We start from the raw sequence: 20,797 nt of genomic DNA, 5'->3' as shown, positions 1-20,797 counted from the left end.
AGCTTCGACGTCTACTTCTGCCATCACAAAGTGCGCACGATCGACTTGTGCCAGGCTGACTAACCTGGATTGGACCTGTTACCCATGTCCTGGCACACCTGTTACCTATGTCCCCGGTCCATACACCAGCGGGGAGAGGGAGGGGAGGGGGCTCGTGCCACAGCGCTGCTGCCCTTCGAAAGCCCCCCTCTCCCCTGCCCTCTCCCCCCCTCGCGGGGGGCGAGGGAGTTCTTGCCGCCGGCGTTCGCTGCTTCGTGCACCTTCATCTCGCACGGGGCATCAATACCGTCCCGTCGCCCCCGCCACCCGCAGGTAGACATACGCGACCCAGGCCACCAGCGCCCGTCCCAGGAACCCGCGCAGTCCCTGGCTATCGGGCCGTTCCACTTTGCGCGACAGTGCCACGGCGGCGTCGAACTCCCGCGCGACGTCTCCCGCGAACGCCGCATCGCGCACCACGACGTTGGCCTCCAGATTGAGCAGCAGCGACAACGGATCGATGTTGGAGCTTCCCACCGTCGCCCAATCGTTGTCCACCACGCAGACCTTCGCATGCAGGAACGCCGGCGTGTACTCGTAGATCTGCACGCCATGCCCGAGCAGCTCGTCATACAGCGCGCGCGCCGCCATGGCCGCGATCTTGTAGTCGACCTTGCCCTGCAGCAGCAACCGCACCTGCACGCCGCGCTTGGCGGCGTCCTTGAGCGCTCTGCGAAAGCGCTGCCCGGGATAGAAGTAGGGCGTGATCAGATCCACGCGCTGGGTTGCGCCGCGGATGGCGTCGACGTAGGCGCGCTCGATCGTGCGGCGCTGGCGCAGGTTGTCGCGCAGCACGAAGGCCGCGCGCACTGGCGGCAGGCGGTCGGGGTCGCGGCGGCGGTGCTCGCCGCGCGGCATGCGGATGCGCCGCATCAGCCGCTTGGCCCGCCGCGCCGGCGAGGCGCTGCGGATCATCGCGCGCATCTCATCGCCGAAATCATGCCCCAGCCACGCCCGCGTCCACACGGCGCGGGCCGCCTGCTCGATCGCGCGGACCGCCGGCCCGCCCACGCTCACCGCGAAGTCCAGCCGCGGCGTGTCTGTCCGTCCGTGATGCAGGTCGACGCGATCGTCGATCACGTTGATGCCGCCGACGAAGGCGATGCGCCCGTCCACCACGCACAGCTTCTGATGCAGCCGGCGCAACTGCCCGGGATGCAGCCAGTTCCACCAGCGGTCGATCGGCCGGAACACCGCCAGCGCGACCGGCGCATCCCGCAGCTGCTCGCGCAGCCAGCCCAGGCTGCCCTTCGATCCGAAGCCATCCACCACCACCCGCACCCGCACGCCGCGCAGCGCCGCCCGCCGCAGCGCGCCGACGGTGGCGGCACCCGCCTCGTCATCGTGAAAGATGTAGGTCGCGAGCCAGACCTCGTGCTCGGCGCGCTCGATCGCCTCGATCTGCGCCGGGAACAGCGCATCGCCGCCGCACAGCAGGCCCACCGCGTTGCCGCCCGTGAAGGCGGGCTGCGACCCGAGGGTCCAGGGGAAGAGGGGTTCCTGCGTCCGCTTCAAGATTCCAGGACGAGTTCGGCCAGCAAGGGCAGGTGATCGGACATCCGCGCCCATGCGGGTCCGCGCGGGACCTTCATGTCGACGCAGCGCAGCCCGCGCGTGTAGATGCGGTCCAGCGAGAACACCGGCACCCGCGACGGGAAGGTCGGCAGCGAGCGCCTGGACCCCGGCAGCACCGCGCGGCTCAGGCCGCCGGCGCGCATCGGCTCGTCCAGCCGCTCGCCCCAGTCGTTGAAGTCACCGGCCACCACCAGCGGCGCGCCGCGCGGCACGTGGTCCTCGATAAACGCGGCCAGCCGCTGCACCTGCCGCACCCGGCTGCCGTGGATCAGTCCCAGGTGCGCGACCACCGCGTGCACCTCGGTGTCCTGCCAGCGCACCGGCACGTGCAGCAGGCCGCGCTGCTCGAAGCGGTGGTCGGAGACGTCATGGTGGCCGATGTCGCCGATCGGGTAGCGCGACAGCAGCGCATTGCCATGCTCGCCGTGGCGCGTCACGGCGTTCGTGCGGTAGGCCACCTCATAGCCCTCGGGCGCGAGGAACTCCGCCTGGCCCTGCTCCGGCCAGCCGAACCAGGTGCGCTCGAACTGGCGCGCCTCGCGGTGGTGGAAGAGCCGGACCTCCTGCAGGAACACGAGGTCCGCATCGAGCGCCTGCACGCCCATGCCCAGGTTGTGGATCTCCAGCCGCTTGCCCGGCCCCATGCCGCGCACGCCCTTGTGGATGTTGTAGGTCGCCACGCGCAGCCGCCCGACGCTGTCCGCCGGCGAGGTGTCGGTGGTCGCGGAATTGGCCACGGCCGCGTGACGGGGCGTGCGGCGGATCATGCGGCGCTCCCGTCAGACCCGCCGGCCCGTGCGCGCTGGCGCGGCAGCTGCAGGATGGCTTCCGCGTTGGACGGCGAGAAGCACAGGTCCGCCGCCTCGCGCCAGGGCAGCCAGCGGTACTGCAGGTGCTCGCGCGGCGCCAGCGTGACCGCGGTGCCGGCCGGCACGGTCAGGCCGAACACATGCTCGGTGTTGCGGGTCACGCCAGGCGCGTAGCGGTGGCGCCAGACCGGGTAGATCTCGTAGACGTTGGCCAGGCCCCAGTCGTGCAGCGCCGCCGGGGGCAGGTCTTGCACGCGGATGCCGGTTTCCTCGAACACCTCGCGGCGCGCGGTCTCGTCCAGCGCTTCGCCGTCCGTGTCCTTGGATCCGGTCACGCACTGCCAGAAGCCGGGCCGATCGGCCCGCTCCAGCATCAGCACGTCCAGCGCCTCGGTGTGGATCACGACGAGGACCGACTCGGGAATCTTGTAGGACCGCGCGGCCGGCTCGGCGGCGGCCGGCAGCGGCGTGGCGGCGGGGGCGAGGGGCACTTCGCTCATAGCGGGCAAGCATATCCCAGCGTCATGTCGCGCCGCCCGTGTGCCGGCGCCAGCACGCAGACGACAGGGACACCCGCCGGCCGGACAAGGCATGGACGGGGGGCGGGCGCAGCGCGGTGCCCGGTGCGCTGCGGGCCCTCCACCTTGGGGAGCGCCTAGCAAGCTTTTGCTATTCAACGACTGGTCGGCGTCGGTTCCAGTCATGTATCGAACGAACCGATCTCCCGAGACTGCGAGGTTTCCAACTCGTCCGAGTCAGTCCTCATGTCCGCGCATCCGTCGCCGGTGGTCTCCGGCTCCCCCGCTCCCCTCCCCGCTCCCGCGCCCGTCTCGCTCCAGCCCATGCCCAAGACCAAGGCGGCAACGGTGCCCACCGCTCGAACCGCCCGCGACAGAGCTGACGAAGATCAAGCGCCGCTGATCGAAGGCGACGCTCCGGAAGCAGCGGCCGCCGCCGACGCGCCTCAGGACGACGATCGCGACCATGCCCTGCTGGGTTGGGCCGTGCTGGGCACCAGCCTCGCGATCATCGGCGGCGATGCCCAAGGGGGTTCGAGCGGTGGGTCGCTGCCGCCTTCCCTCCAAGGGGGTGGCCTCCCTCCGCAGCCCCCCGCCACGTCGGAGCCCGCATCCCCCATCCCCCCGCAGACGGGCGGCGATCACGCCGAGACGCCATTGACGCCGACCGTCGAGCCCGCCGCGAGTGATCCTCCGAGCGATGCTCCGAATGATCCTCAGCCGCCGGCGGAGCCCTCGCTCACTGACCACCCCGCCGTCCCCGCGCCGCCCCCTCCGAGCCTTGCGCTCGCGCATGACACCGGGCACTCCTCGACCGACCGCCTCACCCGCGACGCGACCGTGAGCGTCACCGGTCTTGTTGACGGCGCGGCGTGGGCGTACAGCCTGGACGACGGCCTGACCTGGCGAACCGGACAGGGCGCCGCGATCCCCACGTCGGCCTTCACTGAAGGCCGGACCTCGCTGCTGGTCCGCCAGACCACGGCCGGCGGCACCAGCGAGGGAGCGCGCCTGGACTTCACGCTGCGCTCGCGCGGCGAGGCCCTGGATCTGTCCCCCGCCGCGGGGCTGCAGGACGCGTGGAGCGTGACCGTCGATCCCGCCGCGATGGCGCCGGGCGTCGCGCTCACCGCGATGCCGCTGGCCGCCACCGCCCACGACATCCAGGAGCTGCGGCTGCGCCTGGGCGGAGACGGTCTGGCTCCCGCCAGCGACCGGCTCGCGCTCGACCGGATCCTGGCCCTGGATCAGGACGCCCAGGCGCACGACGTGCGGATCGGCGGATTGGCCCACCTCTCCTATCGCTACGACAGCGCGACCCGGGCGCTCTCGATCTGGCGCGCCGATGACTCGGCGCTGAGCGGCTCCGACGCCGCCGCGCTGACGAACGCGATCCGGATCATCGACACGCAGAACCAGCCCCGCGCCGGCACGCTCGAGCTGCGCATCGGCGCGCTTGACGTGGCGGGCAACGTCAGCGCCGATTCGGTGGTCACGCTCACCGTGGATGCGCGCGGGCCGCAGCTTGATCTCAACGGCAATGCCAGTGGCGTGGACCTCACGGTCGTCAACGCGTCGATGGCGGCACCGGTCGGCCTGTTCTCTTCCGGCGGCCGGCTGATCCATGCCAATCCGGACGCGAGCTTCCAGCTGGTGCGCATCGACCTGGGTGGCTCGGCCCTCAGCGCCGAGGACCTGCTCGTCAGCAGCGAGGCCGGCCGCTCGACCGCGCTGGCGGACGGGGCGACGGTCTTCGGCGTGGCCGGCACGGCCTGGCGCGCGACGCGCACGGCCGGTCACGTCGAACTGCAGCGGGCGGACGGCCTGCCCGCGAGCCTGGCGGAGACCGAGGCGGTGCTGGGCTCGCTGGCCCTTCAGAACGCGCAGGCGGCGCCAGCGGAGGGATCGCGGCGCCTCACGGTCACGGTGGTGGATCACCTCGAACGCAGCGCGACCGCCACGCTGACGCTTCACATCGACCGCACCGGGCCGGAGGTCGACCTGAATGGCCCGCTCGCCGGACTGGACCAGCGCGTCGCCGTGACGCCGGGCCTGCCCTTTGCCTTCCACATCGACCAGGCGTCCCGGGGCGTGGTGCGCGACGACAGCCTCATCGCCTCGTTCCGGGTGGTCCTCAGCAGTGCGGTGCCAGGGGCGTTCGACAGCAGCGATCCGGGTCATCAGGAATGGTTCGGCTTCTACCGTCCGTCCGAGCCCACGATCTTCTACAACATGTTCCGTCTGGGCGAGCGGGGCGCCAACCTGGAGGCCTTCTCCGTGTTCAAGGGCCAATCCTTCACGGTGACCTTCCGGGGCGGCCCCGGCAAGGACCAGACCATCGACTACGAGCCGCATGTGCCGATCACGCCGGAGCAGGCTCGTGAACTGCTCGACGGTCTGTACTACACCTGTGGCGCGGACACCGTGCCGGGACTGCGCACGATGGAGATCTCGGCGACCGACATCGCGGGCAACACGAGCGCGGTCGTCGCCCGGACCTTCATCGACGTGCGGGCGCCCGATACGCCGGTCGTGCGGCTGGCCACGGGCAGCGACACGGGCGGGCGGTCCGATGACGCCGTCACCTCGTCCGACGGGAGCAGCGCATCGCCGCTGGCGCTGACCGGCTTCGCCAAGGCGGGATCGACGGTGACCGTGTTCCACGACCTCGATGGCGACGGCCGGGCCGGTGCGGGAGAGGCGGTGGGAACGGCCGTCGCGGACAGTGGCGGCCGCTGGACCTTGTCGCTGTCGGGCGAGCCGCTGGCCGACGGCGTCCACCGCTTCGGCGCGACCGCCGATGGGCTGAACGCGGCGATCCTGGAGTTGACCGTCGACACCCAGGCGCCCGCGACGGCGCCGGTGTTCGGCGGCCATGTGAATCCGCGTCCGGTGCTGTCCGGCATGACCGATCCGGGCATGACCGTGACGGTGAAGATCAATGCCGACGGCGTGTTCGACAACGGGCACGACGCGCTGTATGCGGTCCGCGCCGATGACACCGGTCACTGGACGCTGGACACCTCGACGGCGAGGCCGGACGGCGGCACGGCGTGGCTGTTCAACGGCGGCGACCGCGTCCACGCCCAGATCTCGGCCCGGGACCTGGCAGGCAACGTTGGCGTCAGCACTGCCAGCGCGGTCGTCGAGGCCACGACCTACGCGATCTCCGATGCGCAGTCGTCCGAAGCGGCCGGCGGCGCGCGCGAGCTGGTTTTCACCGTCACGCGGGGCGGCAACCTGAGCGAGGCGGGCAGCGTCCGCTACGCGGTGGATCGCGACGCGAGCACGGTCGGCGCCGGCGACGACGCGCTGAATGCCGGCCTCGCAGTCACCGGCGCGAGCGCGGGCGAGATCGCCTTCGCGCCCGGCGAGTCCAGCAAGGCGCTCCGGTTCGCCGTGCTCGGAGGCCGTGACGCCAGCGAGGAGGCGACATTCGTGGTGCGCCTCGAGGACGCGGCTCGCGGAAGCATCGAGGATGGACTGGGCATCGGCCTGCTTCACACGGGAGCGGACCTGGCGCCGCTGGCCATCGCGATGGTGCCGGCGCCGGGCGGGCTCCTCCCGTTCGGCGGCGCGGTGATCTGACGCCTGCCGCCGGATCGCTCAGGACAGCCGCGCGGCGAGTCGCCGCGCGAGCTGCAGCGCCTGCGTCAGGCGCGAAGCGGACGGCGGTCCGCCTGCGTCCGCGGCCAGCCGCTCGAGCATCGCGACCAGCGCATGCGCTTGAGCGGCCGGATCCTCGGCCGACTCGCCGCCCACCCCGGCGGCCTCCGCCGGCGGCAATTGCGCCAGCAACTGCTGCAGCCAGCCGGCGAGCCGCTCGGCACGGCTGCGGTCGGCGCGCGACCAGACCGCGCCCGCGGCGCGCTCCAGCTGCAGTTCCGCGACCACCGCGCCCGAGGCGTCGCGCACCGCCTGGGTCTGCACGGAGCGGCCGGCTCCCACCGGCGTGGACGCCGGTGCGCCCGCCCAGCGCAGACTGAGATCCGTCAGCGCCAGGCCTTCCAGCAGGCGCTGCCGGGCCTGTTGCCAATGGGATTCGACATCGGCCCTCGTCGCCACGGCCAGACTGGCTCGCCCCAGCGCCAGCAACAGGCCTTCAGCGCCATGCGGATCGGTATCGAAGCGCGCCAGTTGCTCGAGCCGCGCCGGCAGCTCCGTCTGACCCAGCGTGGCCTCGAGCCGCTGCCGCTGCTGCTGGTGGTACCAGCTCGGTCCGAGCTGCTCCTGCTCCGCCATCAGCTGACCGAGCCGTCCATGCGCCGCCGCCTGCAGCGAACGCGACTGGATCGCTTCACCGAGCGCCAGCGCCTGCTGCGCCGACGCCACGGCCTCGGCGCCGCGACGCAGCTCGCTGATCAGCAGCAGCGTCTGCGCCTGCAGCCAGCGATAGCGGCTGCGGCGGGACAGATCCTCGGCTTCGAGCGCCAGTGCCAGCGCGTGATCGAGGGCGCCGCTGTCGCGGGCGCAGCGCGCGTGGTGCCACATCGCTTCGGCCTCGTAGTCGCGGTGGCCGACCGCGCGCGCGTCGGCACGGGCCTCGTCCAGACGCGGCAGCGCGGCCTGCGGACCCTGCGTCGCGCGTAGCGACACCGCGCGGTTCAGCGCGATCTTGGAGCGCATGTAGGGGTCGTCGCCGAGCCGCGGATAGTGCAGTTCGGCCTGGTCCAGCACCCGCCCGCCGCGCGCCCAGTCGCCCAGCGCGAAGCACAGATGCGCCAGGCCGATGCGCGCAAGACAGGCCCAGCGGGTCTCGTCGTCGGCCAGTTCCAGCGTCTGGCTCCAGGCGTTGCAGGCCTGGACATAGTCGCCGCGCTGGTAGTGCATGCGGCCCAGCGCCTCGCTGAGCTCCGCCGCTTCCTCCAGCAGCCGGTGCTGCAGCGCGCGCGCCAGCGCGCGTTCCAGTTCGGCCTGGAGCTCGGGCCCGCGGCCCCAGCGCTCGAGGATGAAGAACGCGCCGAGCAAGGCCTGGAAAGGCGGTTCGTCCTCGCGGGCGATCAGGCGCTGCAGCCGCGGCAGCGCCAGGCCGGGGCGGCGCATCACCAGCCGCTCCCAGCGCGCCTGCGGCGTCAACGCCGCCCGCGTGGCATTGCCCGCGCTTCGCGCCGCGCTACGTCGCGCGCGCTTCTCGCCATCCCTGCCCCCGAGTTCGATTCGCTCGCCTGTCGTCATGCATGCCCCATTCGACGTCATCCCTCTCCAGCGGGGGAGCATACCGAGTTCGGGAGGGAGCGAACGAGGAGCAGGCTCCCAGAGCGTGTCAGTCGCTCCAAGGGTTCAAACACCAGATATTTGCTATGCCACCAGCCTCTTTGTGCCAGCTTCTCTCCAATGTTGCGAAGAACTTGTTGTTCGCCGATTGATGACCACTGCAGACACTTGCTGATCACAAGCTGCTCCAAAGGCCATCGCCGAACATGAACCCCACCGCCCCCCTTCGCCTCGGCATCACAGCTTCCGCATCCGAGGCAATCGCCTCCTCGCCCTCGGATCCGGGGCTGCCGCCCACCGCCACGCCAGAGTCCGCTCCTCCACGATCTTCCGATCACTCCGCCCGCCGCCGGCGCGACGGCGAGACGCTGGAGGAGCCGCACGCGCAGGAGAGCGGTACGCCGCCCTGCACCACCAGCGCAGAGTCCGAACGCCGCGCCCTGACGGAATCGCGCGCGGATCATCCGATCGACGATCCATCCATCCCGCCATCCATCTGCGAGGACGAGGTGGACAAGCCGCTTGTGCCTCTCGCGCTCCTCGGGAGCGTCGCCTTGGGCGCAGCATGGGCGTTGGACAAGCACACCACCAGTGAGCAACGTCAGCCGCTGCTGCAGCAGCCAGCCCCCCTGCCGCCCGCGCTCGCGCCCGCTCCAACGCCAGCGCCAACTCCAACTCCGGTCGACGCTCCGCCTCCCCACTTGACGCTGCCGGCCGGTCAAGGTCCTCATGCCCTGTTCATCACCGGCCGCGTGGCCCTGGAAGGACTGCGCGCGGGCGCCTCGTGGTCCTACAGCCTGGACGGAGGCAACACCTGGCATGCAGGCGACGGCGATTCCCTGCCCGTGAAGGCGCTCGGCGAGTCGGGTGCGAAGCACGTCTTGCTCAGACAGCTGGGGCCAGATGGCCGGGACGGGCGGATCGGGACCCAGGACTTCGAGCTGAGGATCGTGCCCGATGCGCCGGCACATGTGGCAACCAGCACCGGCCAGGCCATCATCTCCGCCAGCGACTGGATCTCGCCGACCGGACTCGACGGGGCCATGCGCTGGGAGTACAGCCTCGACGGGGGCCAGGTCTGGCAGCCGGGCCACGGCTCGCGCATCGAGACGAACGTGCTCCTGGAAGGCGACAACACGGTCCTGGTCCGGCAAATCGACGATCTCGGACATGCGGGTGGACTCAGCACCGCTGCCGTAAGTCTGGACACCGTCGCCCTGCGGCCGCAGGTCACGCTCCTGCATGACACCGGCCTGGCGGGCGACCTCCTCACGGCCGACGGTACGGTGATCGTCGCTGGCATCGAACCTGGCGCGGCGTGGTCCTACAGCCTGGACGGCGGCGCCACCTGGATGGACGGCCGTGATGATCGGATTCCCGCCAGCGACCTGGGCCCCGCCGCCGACCGCGACCGGGAGGTGCAGGTGCAGGTGCGCCAGACCGACGCCGTGGGCAATACCAGTGCCAGCGCATCGCTGGCGTTCACTCTGCTCAAGGCGCTGCCCGCGCTGACGGCGAGCTTGGCAAACGACACCGGCGCGTCGGCGCAGGATCAGATCACCCGGGACGCCTCGCTGACGATCAGCGGCGTCGAGGCCAGCGCGCGGACTCAATTCCGCCTGGCCGGCTCGCAAGCTTGGCTGGAAGGCGATGTCCATGCGCTGTTCGGTGCCGACGACGCCTACACCGTGGAGCTGCGCCAGATCGACGTTGTCGGCCGCGCAAGTCCGGTCACGACGCTGACCTTCACGCTCGACACCCAGGGACCGGCGATCGACCTGAGCGAACAACCGGGCATCCAGGAAGCGCGCCGTGTCGTGGCTGATCGCGCGCAAAGCTCCGCCGGCGTGCCCCTCACGGAGACCACGGCGCCGCTGTTCGAGGGTTCCGCCCACGTCCTGCACATGGTCTTCGGCGGCGACGGGCTGGACCCGGCCAGCGACGTTGTGGACTTCCAGCCCGAAGGGATGCGCTACACCTGGGACCTTGCCACTTTCAGCCTGTCAATCTGGCGCGAGGACGGCGGCGCGCTCTCCGGACTCGATGCCGCCACGGTGGTCAACAAGATGGTGCTGCACAACCACCAGGAGAATCCGCGCATCGGCGAGCGCACCTTCACGATCACTGCCGAGGACATTGCCGGCAATCTTGGCGCGCCGGGCGTCGTCACCATCGTCATCGATCCCGGCGAGGCTGCGCTGGCCATCAGCGCCGATCCGCTCGCCGGCTTGATGACGCCGGGCGGCAACCAGGTGCTATGAGCAGGAACGCCCCGGTGGATCGCTCCACCGGGGCGTTCTCTCGAGGGCGGCGTCAGGGCGGCGCCCTCGATGGGTTCAGCGCGTCAGCCGTTCAGGCCGCCGCGCCCGGGTTGCGCAGACGGATGTGCAGCTCGCGCAGCTGCTTCTCGTCGACGTACGACGGCGCGCCGGTCAGCAGGCATTGCGCGCGCTGCGTCTTCGGGAAGGCGATCACGTCACGGATGGATTCGGCCTTGGTCATCAGCGTCACCAGACGGTCCAGGCCGAAGGCCAGACCACCGTGCGGCGGCGCGCCGTACTGCAGCGCATCCAGCAGGAAGCCGAATTTCACGCGCTGCTCCTCGGGGCTGATGTTCAGCGCCTCGAAGACCTTGGCCTGCACGTCGGCGCGGTGGATACGCACCGAGCCGCCGCCCAGTTCCCAGCCGTTGAGCACCATGTCGTAGGCCTTGGCGATGCACTTGCCCGGGTCCGAGACCATCAGGTCCTCGTGGCCGTCCTTGGGCGCGGTGAACGGGTGGTGCACGGCCGCCCAGCGCTTGTTCTCCTCGTCCTCCTCGAACATCGGGAAGTCGACCACCCACAGCGGCGCCCACTTGTCCTCGAACAGGCCGCCCGCCTTGCCGAACTCGCTGTGACCGACCTTCAGGCGCAGTGCGCCGATCGCGTCGTTGACGATCTTGGCCTTGTCCGCGCCGAAGAAGATCAGGTCGCCATCCTGCGCGCCAGTGCGCGCGAGGATGTCCGCCACCGCCTTGTCGTGCAGGTTCTTGACGATGGGCGACTGCAGGCCCTCGCGGCCCTTGGCCACTTCATTGACCTTGATCCAGGCCAGGCCCTTGGCGCCGTAGATCTTCACGAACTCGGTGTACGAGTCGATCTCGCCGCGGCTCAGCTGGGCGCCGCCCGGCACGCGCAGCGCGACCACGCGGCCGCCCGGCGTCGTGGCCGGACCGGAGAAGACCTTGAAGTCCACGTCGCCCATCACGTCGGTCAGCTCGGTGAACTCGAGCTTGACGCGCAGGTCGGGCTTGTCCGAGCCGAAGCGGTGCATCGCCTCGGCGTACTTCATGACCGGGTAGTCGCCCAGCTCGACGTTCAGCGCCTTGCGGAAGACGTGGCGGATCATGCCCTCGAACATCGCGCGGATCTCCTCCTCGTTCAGGAACGAGGTCTCGATATCGATCTGCGTGAACTCGGGCTGGCGATCGGCGCGCAGGTCCTCGTCGCGGAAGCACTTGGTGATCTGGTAGTAGCGGTCGAAGCCCGCCACCATCAGCAGCTGCTTGAACAGCTGCGGCGACTGCGGCAACGCGAAGAACATGCCGTCATGCACGCGCGACGGGACCAGGTAGTCGCGCGCGCCTTCGGGCGTGCTCTTGGTCAGCATCGGGGTCTCGATGTCGACGAAGCCGTGCTCGTCCAGGAACTTGCGCGCCTCCATCGCCACGCGGTAGCGCAGCATCAGGTTGTTCTGCATGTACGGGCGGCGCAGGTCCAGCACGCGATGCGTCAGGCGCGTCGTCTCGGAGATGTTCTCGTCGTCCAGCGGGAAGGCCGGCGTCACCGACGGGTTCAGCACTTCCAGCTCGTGGCACAGCACCTCGACCTTGCCGCTGACCAGGTTGGCGTTCTCGGTGCCGGCCGGGCGGGCGCGCACCTTGCCGACGATCTTCACGCAGAACTCGTTGCGGACCTCTTCGGCCACCTTGAACATCTCGGGGCGGTCCGGGTCGCAGACGATCTGGACCAGACCTTCACGGTCGCGCAGGTCGATGAAGATCACGCCGCCATGGTCGCGGCGGCGATGGGCCCAGCCCATCAGGGTCACGGTCTGGTCCAGCAGCTTCTCGCTGACTTGGCCGGCATAGCAGGTACGCATGGAGTTCTCCGGAAATTCTTCAGTGTTCGTGGCTGAGCTGGCGGCGACGCGCCGCGTCGGGCTCGAGGAAGGCGGCCAGCTCGGTGAAAGGCGCTGGCGGGGTCGCGCGGACCCTCAGGACTGAGCGCTTGCCGGGGCGCCCAGCCCGGTCAATTTCGGACGGCCTCGCCCGGAAGGACGATGGCGGGCTCCCCTTGAGGAGCGACCACCCCCATCGAGATGATGTATTTGAGCGCCTCGTCCACGCTCATCGCCAAAGGCCGCAACTGCGCCCGGGGCATCATCAGGAAGAAGCCGGACGTGGGGTTCGGCGTCGTGGGGACGTAGAGCGAGACATGCTCGTCGGCCTCGGCGCCGCTGAGGGAGCCGAGCTGGTGCGCCACTTCGCCGCCCGGCTTGCCGGTGACGAAGGCGATCGTCCAGGAGCCCTGATGCGGATAGGGCACCAGCACCGCCTCGCGGAAGGCATTGCCGCTGGACGAGAACAGCGTGTCCGAGACCTGCTTGACCGAGCTGTAGATGCTCTTGACGATGGGGATCTTGTAGAGCAGCCGGTCCCATTGGCGCAGCCACCACTGGCCGAACATGTTCGCCACGAACATGCCGGTCAGCATCAGCAGCGCGACCATGACGACCACCCCCAGGCCGGGGATGTCGTGCAGCTGCTTGAGCGAGGTCTGGGCCGACACCGGCAGCAGCGCGCTGACGGCCGACAGCAGCCAGACGAAGACGCCGTCGATCATGCCGAGCACCCATAGGAGCACCCAGACGGTGATGGCGAGGGGAAGCCAGACCAGCAGGCCGGTGATGATGTACTTTCTCATGCCTGGGTCCGGGCCTCGGCGTCAGTGGCAGGCGCAGGAGCCGCCACAGGACGTGCCCGACGAGGGCGACGCGCTGGAGGGGGATTCCGAAGAGGAAGCGGCTGAACCGCTGGAGGAAGAAGCGCTCTCGCCCCCCGGCGCCGGCGCTGGCGCCGCGGCCGCGGTGCCGCCCGAGCCGCCGCGGAAGTCCGTCACGTACCAGCCCGAGCCCTTGAGCTGGAAACCGGCGGCGGTGACCTGCTTTGAAAAACTCTCCGCGCCGCAGGCAGGGCAGACGGTCAGCGGGGCGTCGGACAGCTTCTGCAGCACGTCTTTGGCGTGGCCGCAGGCGCCGCAGCGATAGGCGTAGATCGGCATTTGAGGGACTACCGGGTCAAAAACCCGAAATTATATAGAGTGGCCCGCTGCCGCCGCGCCGCCGGCCAGCCGGTGGTGGGAGCCGTGTGTGTCGCGGATCGCCTGGGGCCCCAGCGAGCCGATCAGCATCCCCACGATGCCGGCCAGCAGGCCGGCCAGTTGAGCGGGGAACTGCTCGCCCGCGGGCGTCGCCAGGAACAGGATCCAGGTGATCGTGCCCAGCGCGATGGCGAAGACTGCGCCCTGCGTGGTGGCGCGCTTCCAGTACAGGCCGAACACGAGCGGCACGAAGGCGCCGACCAGGGTGACCTGGTAGGCGCTGGAGACCATCTCGTAGATCGAGGTGCCCTGCAGCGCGATCGCGTAACCGCAGACGCAGACCGAGAACAGCAGCACCGCGATGCGCATCGTGCGCAGCTCCTGCTTGTCGGAGACGCGCGGGAAGAACTGGCGCCAGATGTTCTCGACGAAGGTCACCGACGGCGCCAGCAGCGTGGCCGAGGCGGTCGACTTCAGCGCCGACAGCAGCGCGCCGAAGAAGATCACCTGCATCACGAAGGGCATCTTGTCGATCACCAGGGTGGGGATCACCTGCTGGGGGTCCTCGGCGATCAGTTGTCTGGCCTCGGTGGGCATGATGATCAGCGCGCTGACGACGATGAACATCGGCACGAAGGCGAACAGGATGTAGCACAGGCCGCCGATGACCGGACCACGGGTGGCGGCCTTCACGTCCTTGGCCGACATCACGCGCTGGAACACGTCCTGCTGCGGGATCGAGCCCAGCATCATCGTGATAGCCGCGCCGAGAAAGAAGACCACGTCGTGGAACTTGGGCTCGGGCAGGAAGCGGAACATGTCCTGGCTGGAGGCCAGCGCGATGACCTTGCCGGCGCCGCCGGCCATGTCGGCCGCGAACCAGGCGATCAGCGACAGCCCCACCACCAGGATGATCATCTGAATGAAGTCGGTGACCGCCACCGACCACATGCCGCCGAACAGCGTGTACGCCAGGATCGACGCGGTGCCGATCATCATGCCCACCGGAATGCTGATCGCGCCGCCCGACAGCAGCTTGAACACCAGACCCAGCGCCGTGACCTGCGCCGCCACCCAGCCGAGGTAGGACAGGATGATGATGAAGCTGCACACCACCTCGACGACGCGGCCGTAGCGCTCGCGGTAGTAGTCGCTGATCGTCAGCAGCGTCATCTTGTAGAGCTTGGCGGCGAAGAACAGGCCCACCAGGATCAGGCAGGAGCCGGCGCCGAACGGGTCCTCCACCACGCCGTTCAGTCCCGTCTGGACGAACTTGGCCGGGATGCCCAGCACTGTCTCGGACCCGAACCAGGTCGCGAAGGTCGTGGTGACGATCATCACCAGCGGCAGATGCCGGCCGGCGATGGCGAAGTCCGCCGTGTTCTTCACGCGCTTGGCGGCCCACAGGCCGATCGCGATGGTGACGAGCAGGTAGAGGATGACCAGGGTCAGGAGCATGGCAGCGGCCTTGGGAGTGCGGGGTGCAAAGGCGCGAGGGATATGCGCACAAAAAAGCGCGCGGATTATCTCCGGAACGTCAAGGTTTGCCGCCGAGGGTCCTCCCGGCCCCGAGAACTCCGCGGGCGGGCGCGACGACTGATCGTTTCAGCGGAATCCCCGCGCCTCACAAGGAACAGCCATGAACCCCTTCTCGATGATGTCGAACGCGGCAACCAATGCGGCGGCGACGCAAGCCCAGCAGGCCAACGACGCCACGACGCGTGAACAGCTGATGAATCAAGTCATCACCACCCAGCAGAAGGCCGAGGTCTCCCAGGCCAACGCCAAGTCGGAAATTGCCAACATGGTCCGTCTGTGACCTGACCGCCCTCGCCCCTCAATACACGTCAACCCAACAAATTGAAAGGAACATCCCGTGGCAGCAAACACCCAGCTCAAGTGCGAGAACGCCTATTTGCATGGCCGACTTGATCAAGCGTCTTCGATGGGCGCAATGTGCGGCGGCTTCTTCAATCAAATGATGCCGAGCTTCGCTGGCGCCTTCCTCGGCAACTGTGCCGCCAACATCATGCGTTCCATGCCGTTCGGCATGTGCGGCAATCCGTTCCTCCGAATGATGTGATTGCCTGCCTGAACTGTTGACGCTTCCCCGGGTGGCGCCTCGCGGCGCCGCCCGCTTCCGCGGTGCGCGACACCGCTCCCCAATTCCCCTCCGTCATGATTGAACTCGCCCCCGCTCCGGATCATGTCCAACAGAAGCGCGTGTGCATTGCCGCCTTCATGGACGCCCACCCGGACATCTTTTCGCCCCCGACCCACGCCGACAGCTGGATCGGTTTCCTTGATCTCGCCAACGCCCCCGATGAACGGGAGGAGCGCATCCTCGACCAGGCCACTGGCCGCATCGTGCAGGCCATCCGCTCCGCGCAGGAGCGGACACCGTCCGAGCTGGACATGCAGAGCGTGCTGGCGCTGGCCAAGGATGAAGGCATGGGCGAGCTCGAAGCCGACCCCGCCATGCTGGAACTCTCCGCGGGCGACCTGGCCGACGAAGAAGCCACGACCACGGCGCGCGCGATGACGCTTTACAAGGAGGCCATCAAGATGGGCCTGGCCGCCGGCGACGAGCTGTACCAGACCATCGAATCGAGCTTCAGCGGCCTGCCCGCGGAGACGCCGTTCATGCGGGACCTGCTCGAGACGGCCAAGCGCGTCGTCCTGATCGACCTCGATCACGCGATGCAACACGGTTGAGAGGGAGCTCCCCATGACTTCTTCGATCTTCGATGGCCGGCTCGTCGACGCCGTCCATCTCACAAAGCGCTCCCCGGCCGGCACCCGCTTCGGGTTCCAACAGAGAGTTGATGAGGTGGCCCGCATCGAAAGGCCCTTGTCGCCCGCGCTGGCACAGGGCGACGACACCAACTTCATGAAGCGGCTGACGGACCCGCTCGAGGCGTCTCAAAAGAAGGTGGATCGTCTCAATGCGCGGATGCGAGGGCGCGAGGGTCTGGACGTCGCGCCCCTGCAGGCCGAGACGAGGCAGGAATACGACTATCAAGTCACCATGCTCGCGAAGTCATCGGTCAAAGTGACGACCGGCATTCAGACCATCGTCAACCAGACATGACTCGCGGTGGCCGTCTCCTCATCGCGCCGCTGCTTCTGGTGGCGTTGCTCTCAGCCTGTTCCGGCGCCATCGACCTTTACACGGGTCTGAGCGAGAAGGACGCCAACGAGGTGACGGCCGAGCTCGATCGCCACGGGCTCGAAGCGTCCAAGGTCAGCAGCGGCAAGCAGCTGTTCGCCGTGAAGGTCCCGCAGGACCGGTTCGCCGCGGCGGTGTCCATCCTGCAGTCGGCGGGTCTGCCGCGGAGCCCGTTCACCCGGATGGGCGATGTCTTCAAGAAGGACGGCATGATCTCGACCCCCATCGAGGAACGGGCCCGCTTCCTCGGCGCGCTGTCGCAAGAACTCGAAAGCACGCTGTCGCAGATCGATGGCGTCGTGCTGGCGCGTGTTCATCCCGTGCTGCCGGAACGCATCGTTCCAGGTGAGCCGGTATTGCCCTCTTCGTGCTCGGTCCTGATCAAGCACATGGCGGGCTGGAACCCGGCCTCCTATGAGGCACGCATCCGCAAGCTGGTGGTGACGAGCATCCCGGGCTTGGCCGAGGCGCCGGAAAAAGTGGCCATCATCTTCGTCCCGTCGGAGGCCGCCGCCGCCGTCCCGGCCGCGCCGGCCGCGCGGTCCGGGGGCGCCGCGAACGCCGTGCCGGGCTGGCTCGCCGGCGCGCTGGCGGTCGTCCTTGGTCTCTGCGCTCCGCTCGGTTGGTGGCTGTGGCAACGGCGACGCAGCACGCAATCGGCAAGGGACGCCGACACCGACCCGCTCGGGCTGGCGGAGGCCGACGCGCATTCCGTCCCCGTGACGCCATGAACGCGCGCCTCGCAGACACCGGTCAAGGTGCTGCCGCGCTGCCATCCCACACGGCGGCCGGCTGGCTGGAACTCTGGTATGAGCCATGGCGCTCCATGCACCCAGCCTGGTTGGACGCGGCGATGGACGACACCGAGAGCGCCGATGCGGCGCCCTGGCTCGCGCGCTTCCGATCGCCAGGGCCGGCGCTGAGGCTCGCCTATCGATGGTTCTGCGAGCGCTTCGGCATCGATGCCGACCTTCCCTTGCCCGTCGAACGGCTCGAAGACCTGCCTGCGCCGGTGCCGCTGGAAGGCACCGGGCTGGACCGGGCCGCGCTGGCGCTGGGACGCGTCGGGTACGCCAGTCACTGTCTGGACAGGGCGCATCGCGAGCTGGCCCAGCTGTTCTCTCCCAAGCGGGGCGACGCGCCGATGTGGTGCGACGCGCTTCGCCAGGCCAAGGCTCGTCCGCTGCTGGCCGCCGGCACGCCGCCGGCCAGCGCCGCCGATGCCGATCTGCGCCGCTGGGCCTTGCCATTGATGGCCGGCCTGGTCGAGGACGCGATGCCCGGCGCCTGGCCGCGACTGCGGCTGCGATTCGCCCCCGACCTGGCGATGGCGGCGCCCGCCGTGCCCCGCCTGCAGGAGCCCGCCGCCGCGCTGCGCCGGCAGGCTTGGCGGATCTGGCGCACCGGCGGTTCCGCCCCGCCTCCTTCCCTCCCTTCCGGTCCTTGCGCATGAACACCTCGATATCCACGGAGACCGCGCCGCAGGCGGCGGCCGATCCCTCCCAGCTGATCTGGCGCCTGGCCGCCACAGCCGATGCGCCGCATCTGATCCGCATCTACAACGAGTCGGTGGCTGGCGGCGGCCATTCGCCGACCTTGACCAACGGCACCGACGAGGAGATGGAAGCGATCATCGACCGCGGACGCCGCAAGGGCTGGCCCGTCTGGGTGATGGCAACGCCGATGGACACCGGTTCCGGCGCGGCGTGCTCGCGCCCCGTCGCCTGGGCGCACATGCGCCCGCTGGTCTGGGCACCGGCCGCGTGCCGCAGCACCGGCGACCTGTGGCTCTACGTGGCGCAGGACTGGCAGGGGAGCGGCGTGGCCATGCGCATGATCCGCGGCGTCTTCAAGGAATGCCGCCGCTACGGCTTCGACACCGTCACCTGCTGGATCCTGGGCAGCAACCGGCGCAGCCTGTCGCTGGTCAGGGCCTGCCGCCTGGAACGCTGGGGGCTCATGCCGGCGGTGGTCGACTACGGCGGCCTGCGCTTCGACCTCGAGATCTGGGGCTGCCGCCTCGACGACACGCGCTGGCTCGCGCACATGGACCGGCTCGAGCGCCGCCACGCCAGCCTGGAGCGGCTGCGCGAGGCGCGCCGCGCGCCGGCCATGGCCTCACCAATCGCCGCCTGAAGCGCCGCCCATGGCGCCCGACTCTCCGCTGTCGCTCCTCCTGGTCGCCCAGGTGCTGGCGCTGTCGATGGCGCGGGCGGGCGGCATGGTCGTGTTCGTCCCCTTCCTGGCCCGGCAGCAGTCCTCCGCGACGGTGCGGGGCGCGTTCTGCCTGGCCTTGTCGCTCCCAGCCGCGTTCCAGGTCTGGCCCGCCTTTGTCGCGCGCCCGCCGGCAGCCGAAATGCTCCTGCTGCTGGCGTTCAAGGAGGTGCTGATCGGCACCCTGATCGGCATGCTGGCCGCCATTCCCTTCTGGGCCGTGCGCGGCATGGGCACCTTGATCGACAACCAACGCGGCGCCAACGCCGCCCAGCAGGTCAATCCCGCGCTCCAGGCCGACGCGACGCTGCTGGGCGAGCTGGCAGAGCGGGCGCTCGTGGCGCTGCTGGTGGACCTCGGGTTGCTTCACCTGATGTTCACGGCGCTGGCCGCGAGCCATGCCCAGTGGCCGATGCTGGACCTCGCTCCTGCGTTCGACCCGGCCCGCCAGCGCGGGCTGTTGCAGGCCTTGGCGGGCACGCTCACGCAAGCGCTGCTGCTCGCCGGCCCGGCCTTGCTGCTGCTGCTGTTGATCGAGCTCGCGCTGGCCATCGCCAGTACCGCGGTCCAGGGATTCGACGTGTACGCCTCGGCCATGGCAGTGAAGACCGTGTCGGCGCTGGCCATCGTCGCCCTGATCGCGGTGCCGCTGTTCGACAAGATCGTCGACGACGCGCTGCGCTGGTGGCAGGAAGGGCTGCTGGACGTGCTTGGCCTGGCGCTGCCGGCGCCGCGTTGAACGGACCCGCGCGATCGATGTCCGAGAAGAATCTCCCTCCGACCGAGTCCCGCGTGCGCCAGGCCCGGGAGGACGGCCAACTGGGCGTCAGCCAGGATTCGCTGAAGATCCTGCGCCTGCTGGTGATGGCGGAGCTCGCCTTCGCGACCGAGCCACTCTGGCGCGGCATGTTCAACGCGATGCTGGAAGCCGCCCTGAACCAGGTGGCGCGGCCGAAGGATCCGGGGCTCTCCATGAGCTGGTCCTCGCTGGTGCCCGTCCTGATCGCGCTGCTGGTGCTGGCGGTGCTGCCGGCTGTGATCGCGGCGATCGGCACCTTGGCGCAGACGCGCTTCAACGTCGCGGGCAAGGCGCTCGGCAAGGGGTTCGAGAAGCTCAATCCGGGCAACAACCTGAAGGGCCTGGTGTCGGGGCAGAAACTCGTGATGGCGGTCCTCGGTCCGGTGCGCAGCCTGCTGCTGCTGACGGTGGCCTGGATCGAGATCCGCGACGGTCTGCCCCACGTCGCGCAGGCCTTCCGCGTTGACGCGGCCCAGGGCTGGACGCTGTCGCTGGCGATGCTCAGGGACCTCGAGCATCAATGCATCATCGTGCTGGTGTTCCTCATCGTCACCGACATCCTGCTGCAGCGCTATCTGGTGTTCCGCCAGCTCCGCATGGACATCAGCGAGGTGCGCCGCGACTTCAAGCAGAACGAAGGCGATCCGATGCTCAAGGGCGCGCGCAAGCAGATCGGCCGGGAGATCGTCATGTCGGACGCACCAGCGGGCCAGCGCCCCAGCGCGGTGGTCGTCAATCCCGAACATGTGGCGGTCTCGGTGTTCTACGACCCGGAGTTCACCGACTCACCGCTGATCCTGGACAAGCGCAGCGACGAGGAAGCGCTCGCGCTGCGCCGCCAGGCGCGCGAGGACGGCGTGCCTATCGTTCGCTACGTCGGCCTGGCGCGGCATCTGCTGGCCTCCGGCGAGATCGGCCAGCCGGTGCCCGACCACACCTTCCGGGCCGTGGCGCTGCTGCTGCGTGTCATCGAGGAGTACGAGAAGCAGGCGCCTGAGCTGCTCCGCCCGACGGTGAAACCGGACGAGGACGAACGGCACGTGGACCTCGCCTGCGTGGACGAGGAGCTCGGGCGGGAGATGCTCGAACTGGGCTGA

Annotated in this window: 19 protein-coding genes; 11 read left to right on the top strand and 8 right to left on the bottom strand. The window is 69.4% G+C overall.

Going from position 1 to position 20,797, the window contains the following annotated elements:
• Positions 1–279 precede the first annotated feature (279 nt).
• The 3 genes from clsB to nudB are packed head-to-tail and all read right to left on the bottom strand — an operon-like array spanning position 280 to position 2,923.
• Complete coding sequence (gene clsB / locus ABDW61_RS18395) at positions 280–1,554, bottom strand: cardiolipin synthase ClsB (protein ID WP_343640709.1); 1,275 nt, start codon at positions 1,552–1,554, stop codon at positions 280–282.
• Positions 1,551–2,381: an endonuclease/exonuclease/phosphatase family protein gene (locus tag ABDW61_RS18390; RefSeq protein WP_343640707.1), complete on the bottom strand. Its 831-nt coding sequence runs from the start codon at positions 2,379–2,381 to the stop codon at positions 1,551–1,553. Before ABDW61_RS18390 ends, clsB begins: the two co-directional genes overlap by 4 nt.
• Positions 2,378–2,923 carry a dihydroneopterin triphosphate diphosphatase gene (nudB, locus tag ABDW61_RS18385; protein WP_343640705.1) on the bottom strand — a complete coding sequence of 182 codons (546 nt, stop codon included), beginning with the start codon at positions 2,921–2,923 and terminating at the stop codon, positions 2,378–2,380. Before nudB ends, ABDW61_RS18390 begins: the two co-directional genes overlap by 4 nt.
• 264 nt (positions 2,924–3,187) lie before the next feature.
• Between nudB and ABDW61_RS18380 the strand changes: the two genes are divergently transcribed.
• Positions 3,188–6,529 (top strand): Ig-like domain-containing protein, encoded by a 3,342-nt coding sequence (locus ABDW61_RS18380; protein WP_343640703.1) that lies wholly within the window; start codon positions 3,188–3,190, stop codon positions 6,527–6,529.
• An 18-nt stretch (positions 6,530–6,547) separates the two neighbouring features.
• Here the strand turns inward: ABDW61_RS18380 and ABDW61_RS18375 are convergent, their stop codons facing one another.
• Positions 6,548–8,116, bottom strand: a complete 1,569-nt coding sequence (locus tag ABDW61_RS18375) for a hypothetical protein (RefSeq protein WP_343640701.1) — start codon at positions 8,114–8,116, stop codon at positions 6,548–6,550.
• A 245-nt stretch (positions 8,117–8,361) separates the two neighbouring features.
• Between ABDW61_RS18375 and ABDW61_RS18370 the strand changes: the two genes are divergently transcribed.
• A complete protein-coding gene (locus tag ABDW61_RS18370) occupies positions 8,362–10,416 on the top strand; it encodes a hypothetical protein (protein WP_343640700.1) in 2,055 nt (684 codons plus the stop codon).
• Between the two features lie 91 nt (positions 10,417–10,507).
• Here the strand turns inward: ABDW61_RS18370 and aspS are convergent, their stop codons facing one another.
• The 4 genes from aspS to ABDW61_RS18350 all read right to left on the bottom strand — a co-directional run bounded on the left by aspS (position 10,508) and on the right by ABDW61_RS18350 (position 14,976).
• Positions 10,508–12,298 (bottom strand): aspartate--tRNA ligase, encoded by a 1,791-nt coding sequence (gene aspS / locus ABDW61_RS18365; protein ID WP_343640699.1) that lies wholly within the window; start codon positions 12,296–12,298, stop codon positions 10,508–10,510.
• A gap of 149 nt (positions 12,299–12,447) precedes the next feature.
• The gene (locus ABDW61_RS18360; RefSeq protein ID WP_343640698.1) at positions 12,448–13,122 is read right to left on the bottom strand and encodes a DUF502 domain-containing protein; all 675 of its coding nucleotides are present in this window, start codon (positions 13,120–13,122) and stop codon (positions 12,448–12,450) included.
• Between the two features lie 21 nt (positions 13,123–13,143).
• Positions 13,144–13,479 carry an FmdB family zinc ribbon protein gene (locus ABDW61_RS18355; protein WP_343640697.1) on the bottom strand — a complete coding sequence of 112 codons (336 nt, stop codon included), beginning with the start codon at positions 13,477–13,479 and terminating at the stop codon, positions 13,144–13,146.
• Positions 13,480–13,509: 30 nt separating this feature from the next.
• The gene (locus ABDW61_RS18350; protein WP_343640695.1) at positions 13,510–14,976 is read right to left on the bottom strand and encodes a sodium:solute symporter family protein; all 1,467 of its coding nucleotides are present in this window, start codon (positions 14,974–14,976) and stop codon (positions 13,510–13,512) included.
• A 181-nt stretch (positions 14,977–15,157) separates the two neighbouring features.
• Between ABDW61_RS18350 and ABDW61_RS18345 the strand changes: the two genes are divergently transcribed.
• The 9 genes from ABDW61_RS18345 to ABDW61_RS18305 all read left to right on the top strand — a co-directional run bounded on the left by ABDW61_RS18345 (position 15,158) and on the right by ABDW61_RS18305 (position 20,797).
• The gene (locus tag ABDW61_RS18345; protein WP_343640693.1) at positions 15,158–15,337 is read left to right on the top strand and encodes a hypothetical protein; all 180 of its coding nucleotides are present in this window, start codon (positions 15,158–15,160) and stop codon (positions 15,335–15,337) included.
• 57 nt (positions 15,338–15,394) lie between these two features.
• Complete coding sequence (locus ABDW61_RS18340) at positions 15,395–15,601, top strand: hypothetical protein (RefSeq protein ID WP_343640692.1); 207 nt, start codon at positions 15,395–15,397, stop codon at positions 15,599–15,601.
• Between the two features lie 158 nt (positions 15,602–15,759).
• Positions 15,760–16,233, top strand: a complete 474-nt coding sequence (locus ABDW61_RS18335; RefSeq protein WP_343640690.1) for a hypothetical protein — start codon at positions 15,760–15,762, stop codon at positions 16,231–16,233.
• A gap of 13 nt (positions 16,234–16,246) precedes the next feature.
• Complete coding sequence (locus tag ABDW61_RS18330) at positions 16,247–16,609, top strand: hypothetical protein (RefSeq protein ID WP_343640688.1); 363 nt, start codon at positions 16,247–16,249, stop codon at positions 16,607–16,609.
• Entirely contained in the window at positions 16,606–17,418 is an 813-nt protein-coding gene (sctJ, locus tag ABDW61_RS18325; RefSeq protein WP_343640687.1) for a type III secretion inner membrane ring lipoprotein SctJ, read from the top strand. Before ABDW61_RS18330 ends, sctJ begins: the two co-directional genes overlap by 4 nt.
• On the top strand, positions 17,415–18,140 hold the full coding sequence (locus ABDW61_RS18320) for a hypothetical protein (protein WP_343640686.1): 726 nt from the start codon (positions 17,415–17,417) through the stop codon (positions 18,138–18,140). The genes sctJ and ABDW61_RS18320 overlap by 4 nt, the downstream gene beginning before the upstream one ends.
• On the top strand, positions 18,137–18,823 hold the full coding sequence (locus ABDW61_RS18315; RefSeq protein ID WP_343640685.1) for a hypothetical protein: 687 nt from the start codon (positions 18,137–18,139) through the stop codon (positions 18,821–18,823). Before ABDW61_RS18320 ends, ABDW61_RS18315 begins: the two co-directional genes overlap by 4 nt.
• 10 nt (positions 18,824–18,833) lie before the next feature.
• A complete protein-coding gene (locus ABDW61_RS18310; RefSeq protein WP_343640684.1) occupies positions 18,834–19,640 on the top strand; it encodes a flagellar biosynthetic protein FliR in 807 nt (268 codons plus the stop codon).
• A 17-nt stretch (positions 19,641–19,657) separates the two neighbouring features.
• On the top strand, positions 19,658–20,797 hold the full coding sequence (locus ABDW61_RS18305; protein WP_343640683.1) for an EscU/YscU/HrcU family type III secretion system export apparatus switch protein: 1,140 nt from the start codon (positions 19,658–19,660) through the stop codon (positions 20,795–20,797).

Source organism: Roseateles sp. (genome assembly GCF_039595595.1).
Classification (GTDB): domain Bacteria; phylum Pseudomonadota; class Gammaproteobacteria; order Burkholderiales; family Burkholderiaceae_C; genus Roseateles.
This window is presented reverse-complemented; position numbering and strand designations above follow the sequence as displayed.

Bases quoted from the DNA above. Each gene is read 5' to 3' on its own strand.
- ABDW61_RS18320 (WP_343640686.1), top strand. From the start codon at position 17,415: ATGAACGCGCGCCTCGCAGACACCGGTCAAGGTGCTGCCGCGCTGCCA.
- ABDW61_RS18370 (WP_343640700.1), top strand. From the start codon at position 8,362: ATGAACCCCACCGCCCCCCTTCGCCTCGGCATCACAGCTTCCGCATCC.
- ABDW61_RS18345 (WP_343640693.1), top strand. From the start codon at position 15,158: ATGAACCCCTTCTCGATGATGTCGAACGCGGCAACCAATGCGGCGGCG.
- ABDW61_RS18330 (WP_343640688.1), top strand. From the start codon at position 16,247: ATGACTTCTTCGATCTTCGATGGCCGGCTCGTCGACGCCGTCCATCTC.
- ABDW61_RS18375 (WP_343640701.1), bottom strand. From the start codon at position 8,116: ATGACGACAGGCGAGCGAATCGAACTCGGGGGCAGGGATGGCGAGAAG.
- ABDW61_RS18350 (WP_343640695.1), bottom strand. From the start codon at position 14,976: ATGCTCCTGACCCTGGTCATCCTCTACCTGCTCGTCACCATCGCGATC.
- ABDW61_RS18390 (WP_343640707.1), bottom strand. From the start codon at position 2,381: ATGATCCGCCGCACGCCCCGTCACGCGGCCGTGGCCAATTCCGCGACC.
- ABDW61_RS18310 (WP_343640684.1), top strand. From the start codon at position 18,834: ATGGCGCCCGACTCTCCGCTGTCGCTCCTCCTGGTCGCCCAGGTGCTG.
- ABDW61_RS18380 (WP_343640703.1), top strand. From the start codon at position 3,188: ATGTCCGCGCATCCGTCGCCGGTGGTCTCCGGCTCCCCCGCTCCCCTC.
- ABDW61_RS18315 (WP_343640685.1), top strand. From the start codon at position 18,137: ATGAACACCTCGATATCCACGGAGACCGCGCCGCAGGCGGCGGCCGAT.
- ABDW61_RS18355 (WP_343640697.1), bottom strand. From the start codon at position 13,479: ATGCCGATCTACGCCTATCGCTGCGGCGCCTGCGGCCACGCCAAAGAC.
- sctJ (WP_343640687.1), top strand. From the start codon at position 16,606: ATGACTCGCGGTGGCCGTCTCCTCATCGCGCCGCTGCTTCTGGTGGCG.
- ABDW61_RS18335 (WP_343640690.1), top strand. From the start codon at position 15,760: ATGGACGCCCACCCGGACATCTTTTCGCCCCCGACCCACGCCGACAGC.
- nudB (WP_343640705.1), bottom strand. From the start codon at position 2,923: ATGAGCGAAGTGCCCCTCGCCCCCGCCGCCACGCCGCTGCCGGCCGCC.
- ABDW61_RS18360 (WP_343640698.1), bottom strand. From the start codon at position 13,122: ATGAGAAAGTACATCATCACCGGCCTGCTGGTCTGGCTTCCCCTCGCC.
- ABDW61_RS18305 (WP_343640683.1), top strand. From the start codon at position 19,658: ATGTCCGAGAAGAATCTCCCTCCGACCGAGTCCCGCGTGCGCCAGGCC.
- aspS (WP_343640699.1), bottom strand. From the start codon at position 12,298: ATGCGTACCTGCTATGCCGGCCAAGTCAGCGAGAAGCTGCTGGACCAG.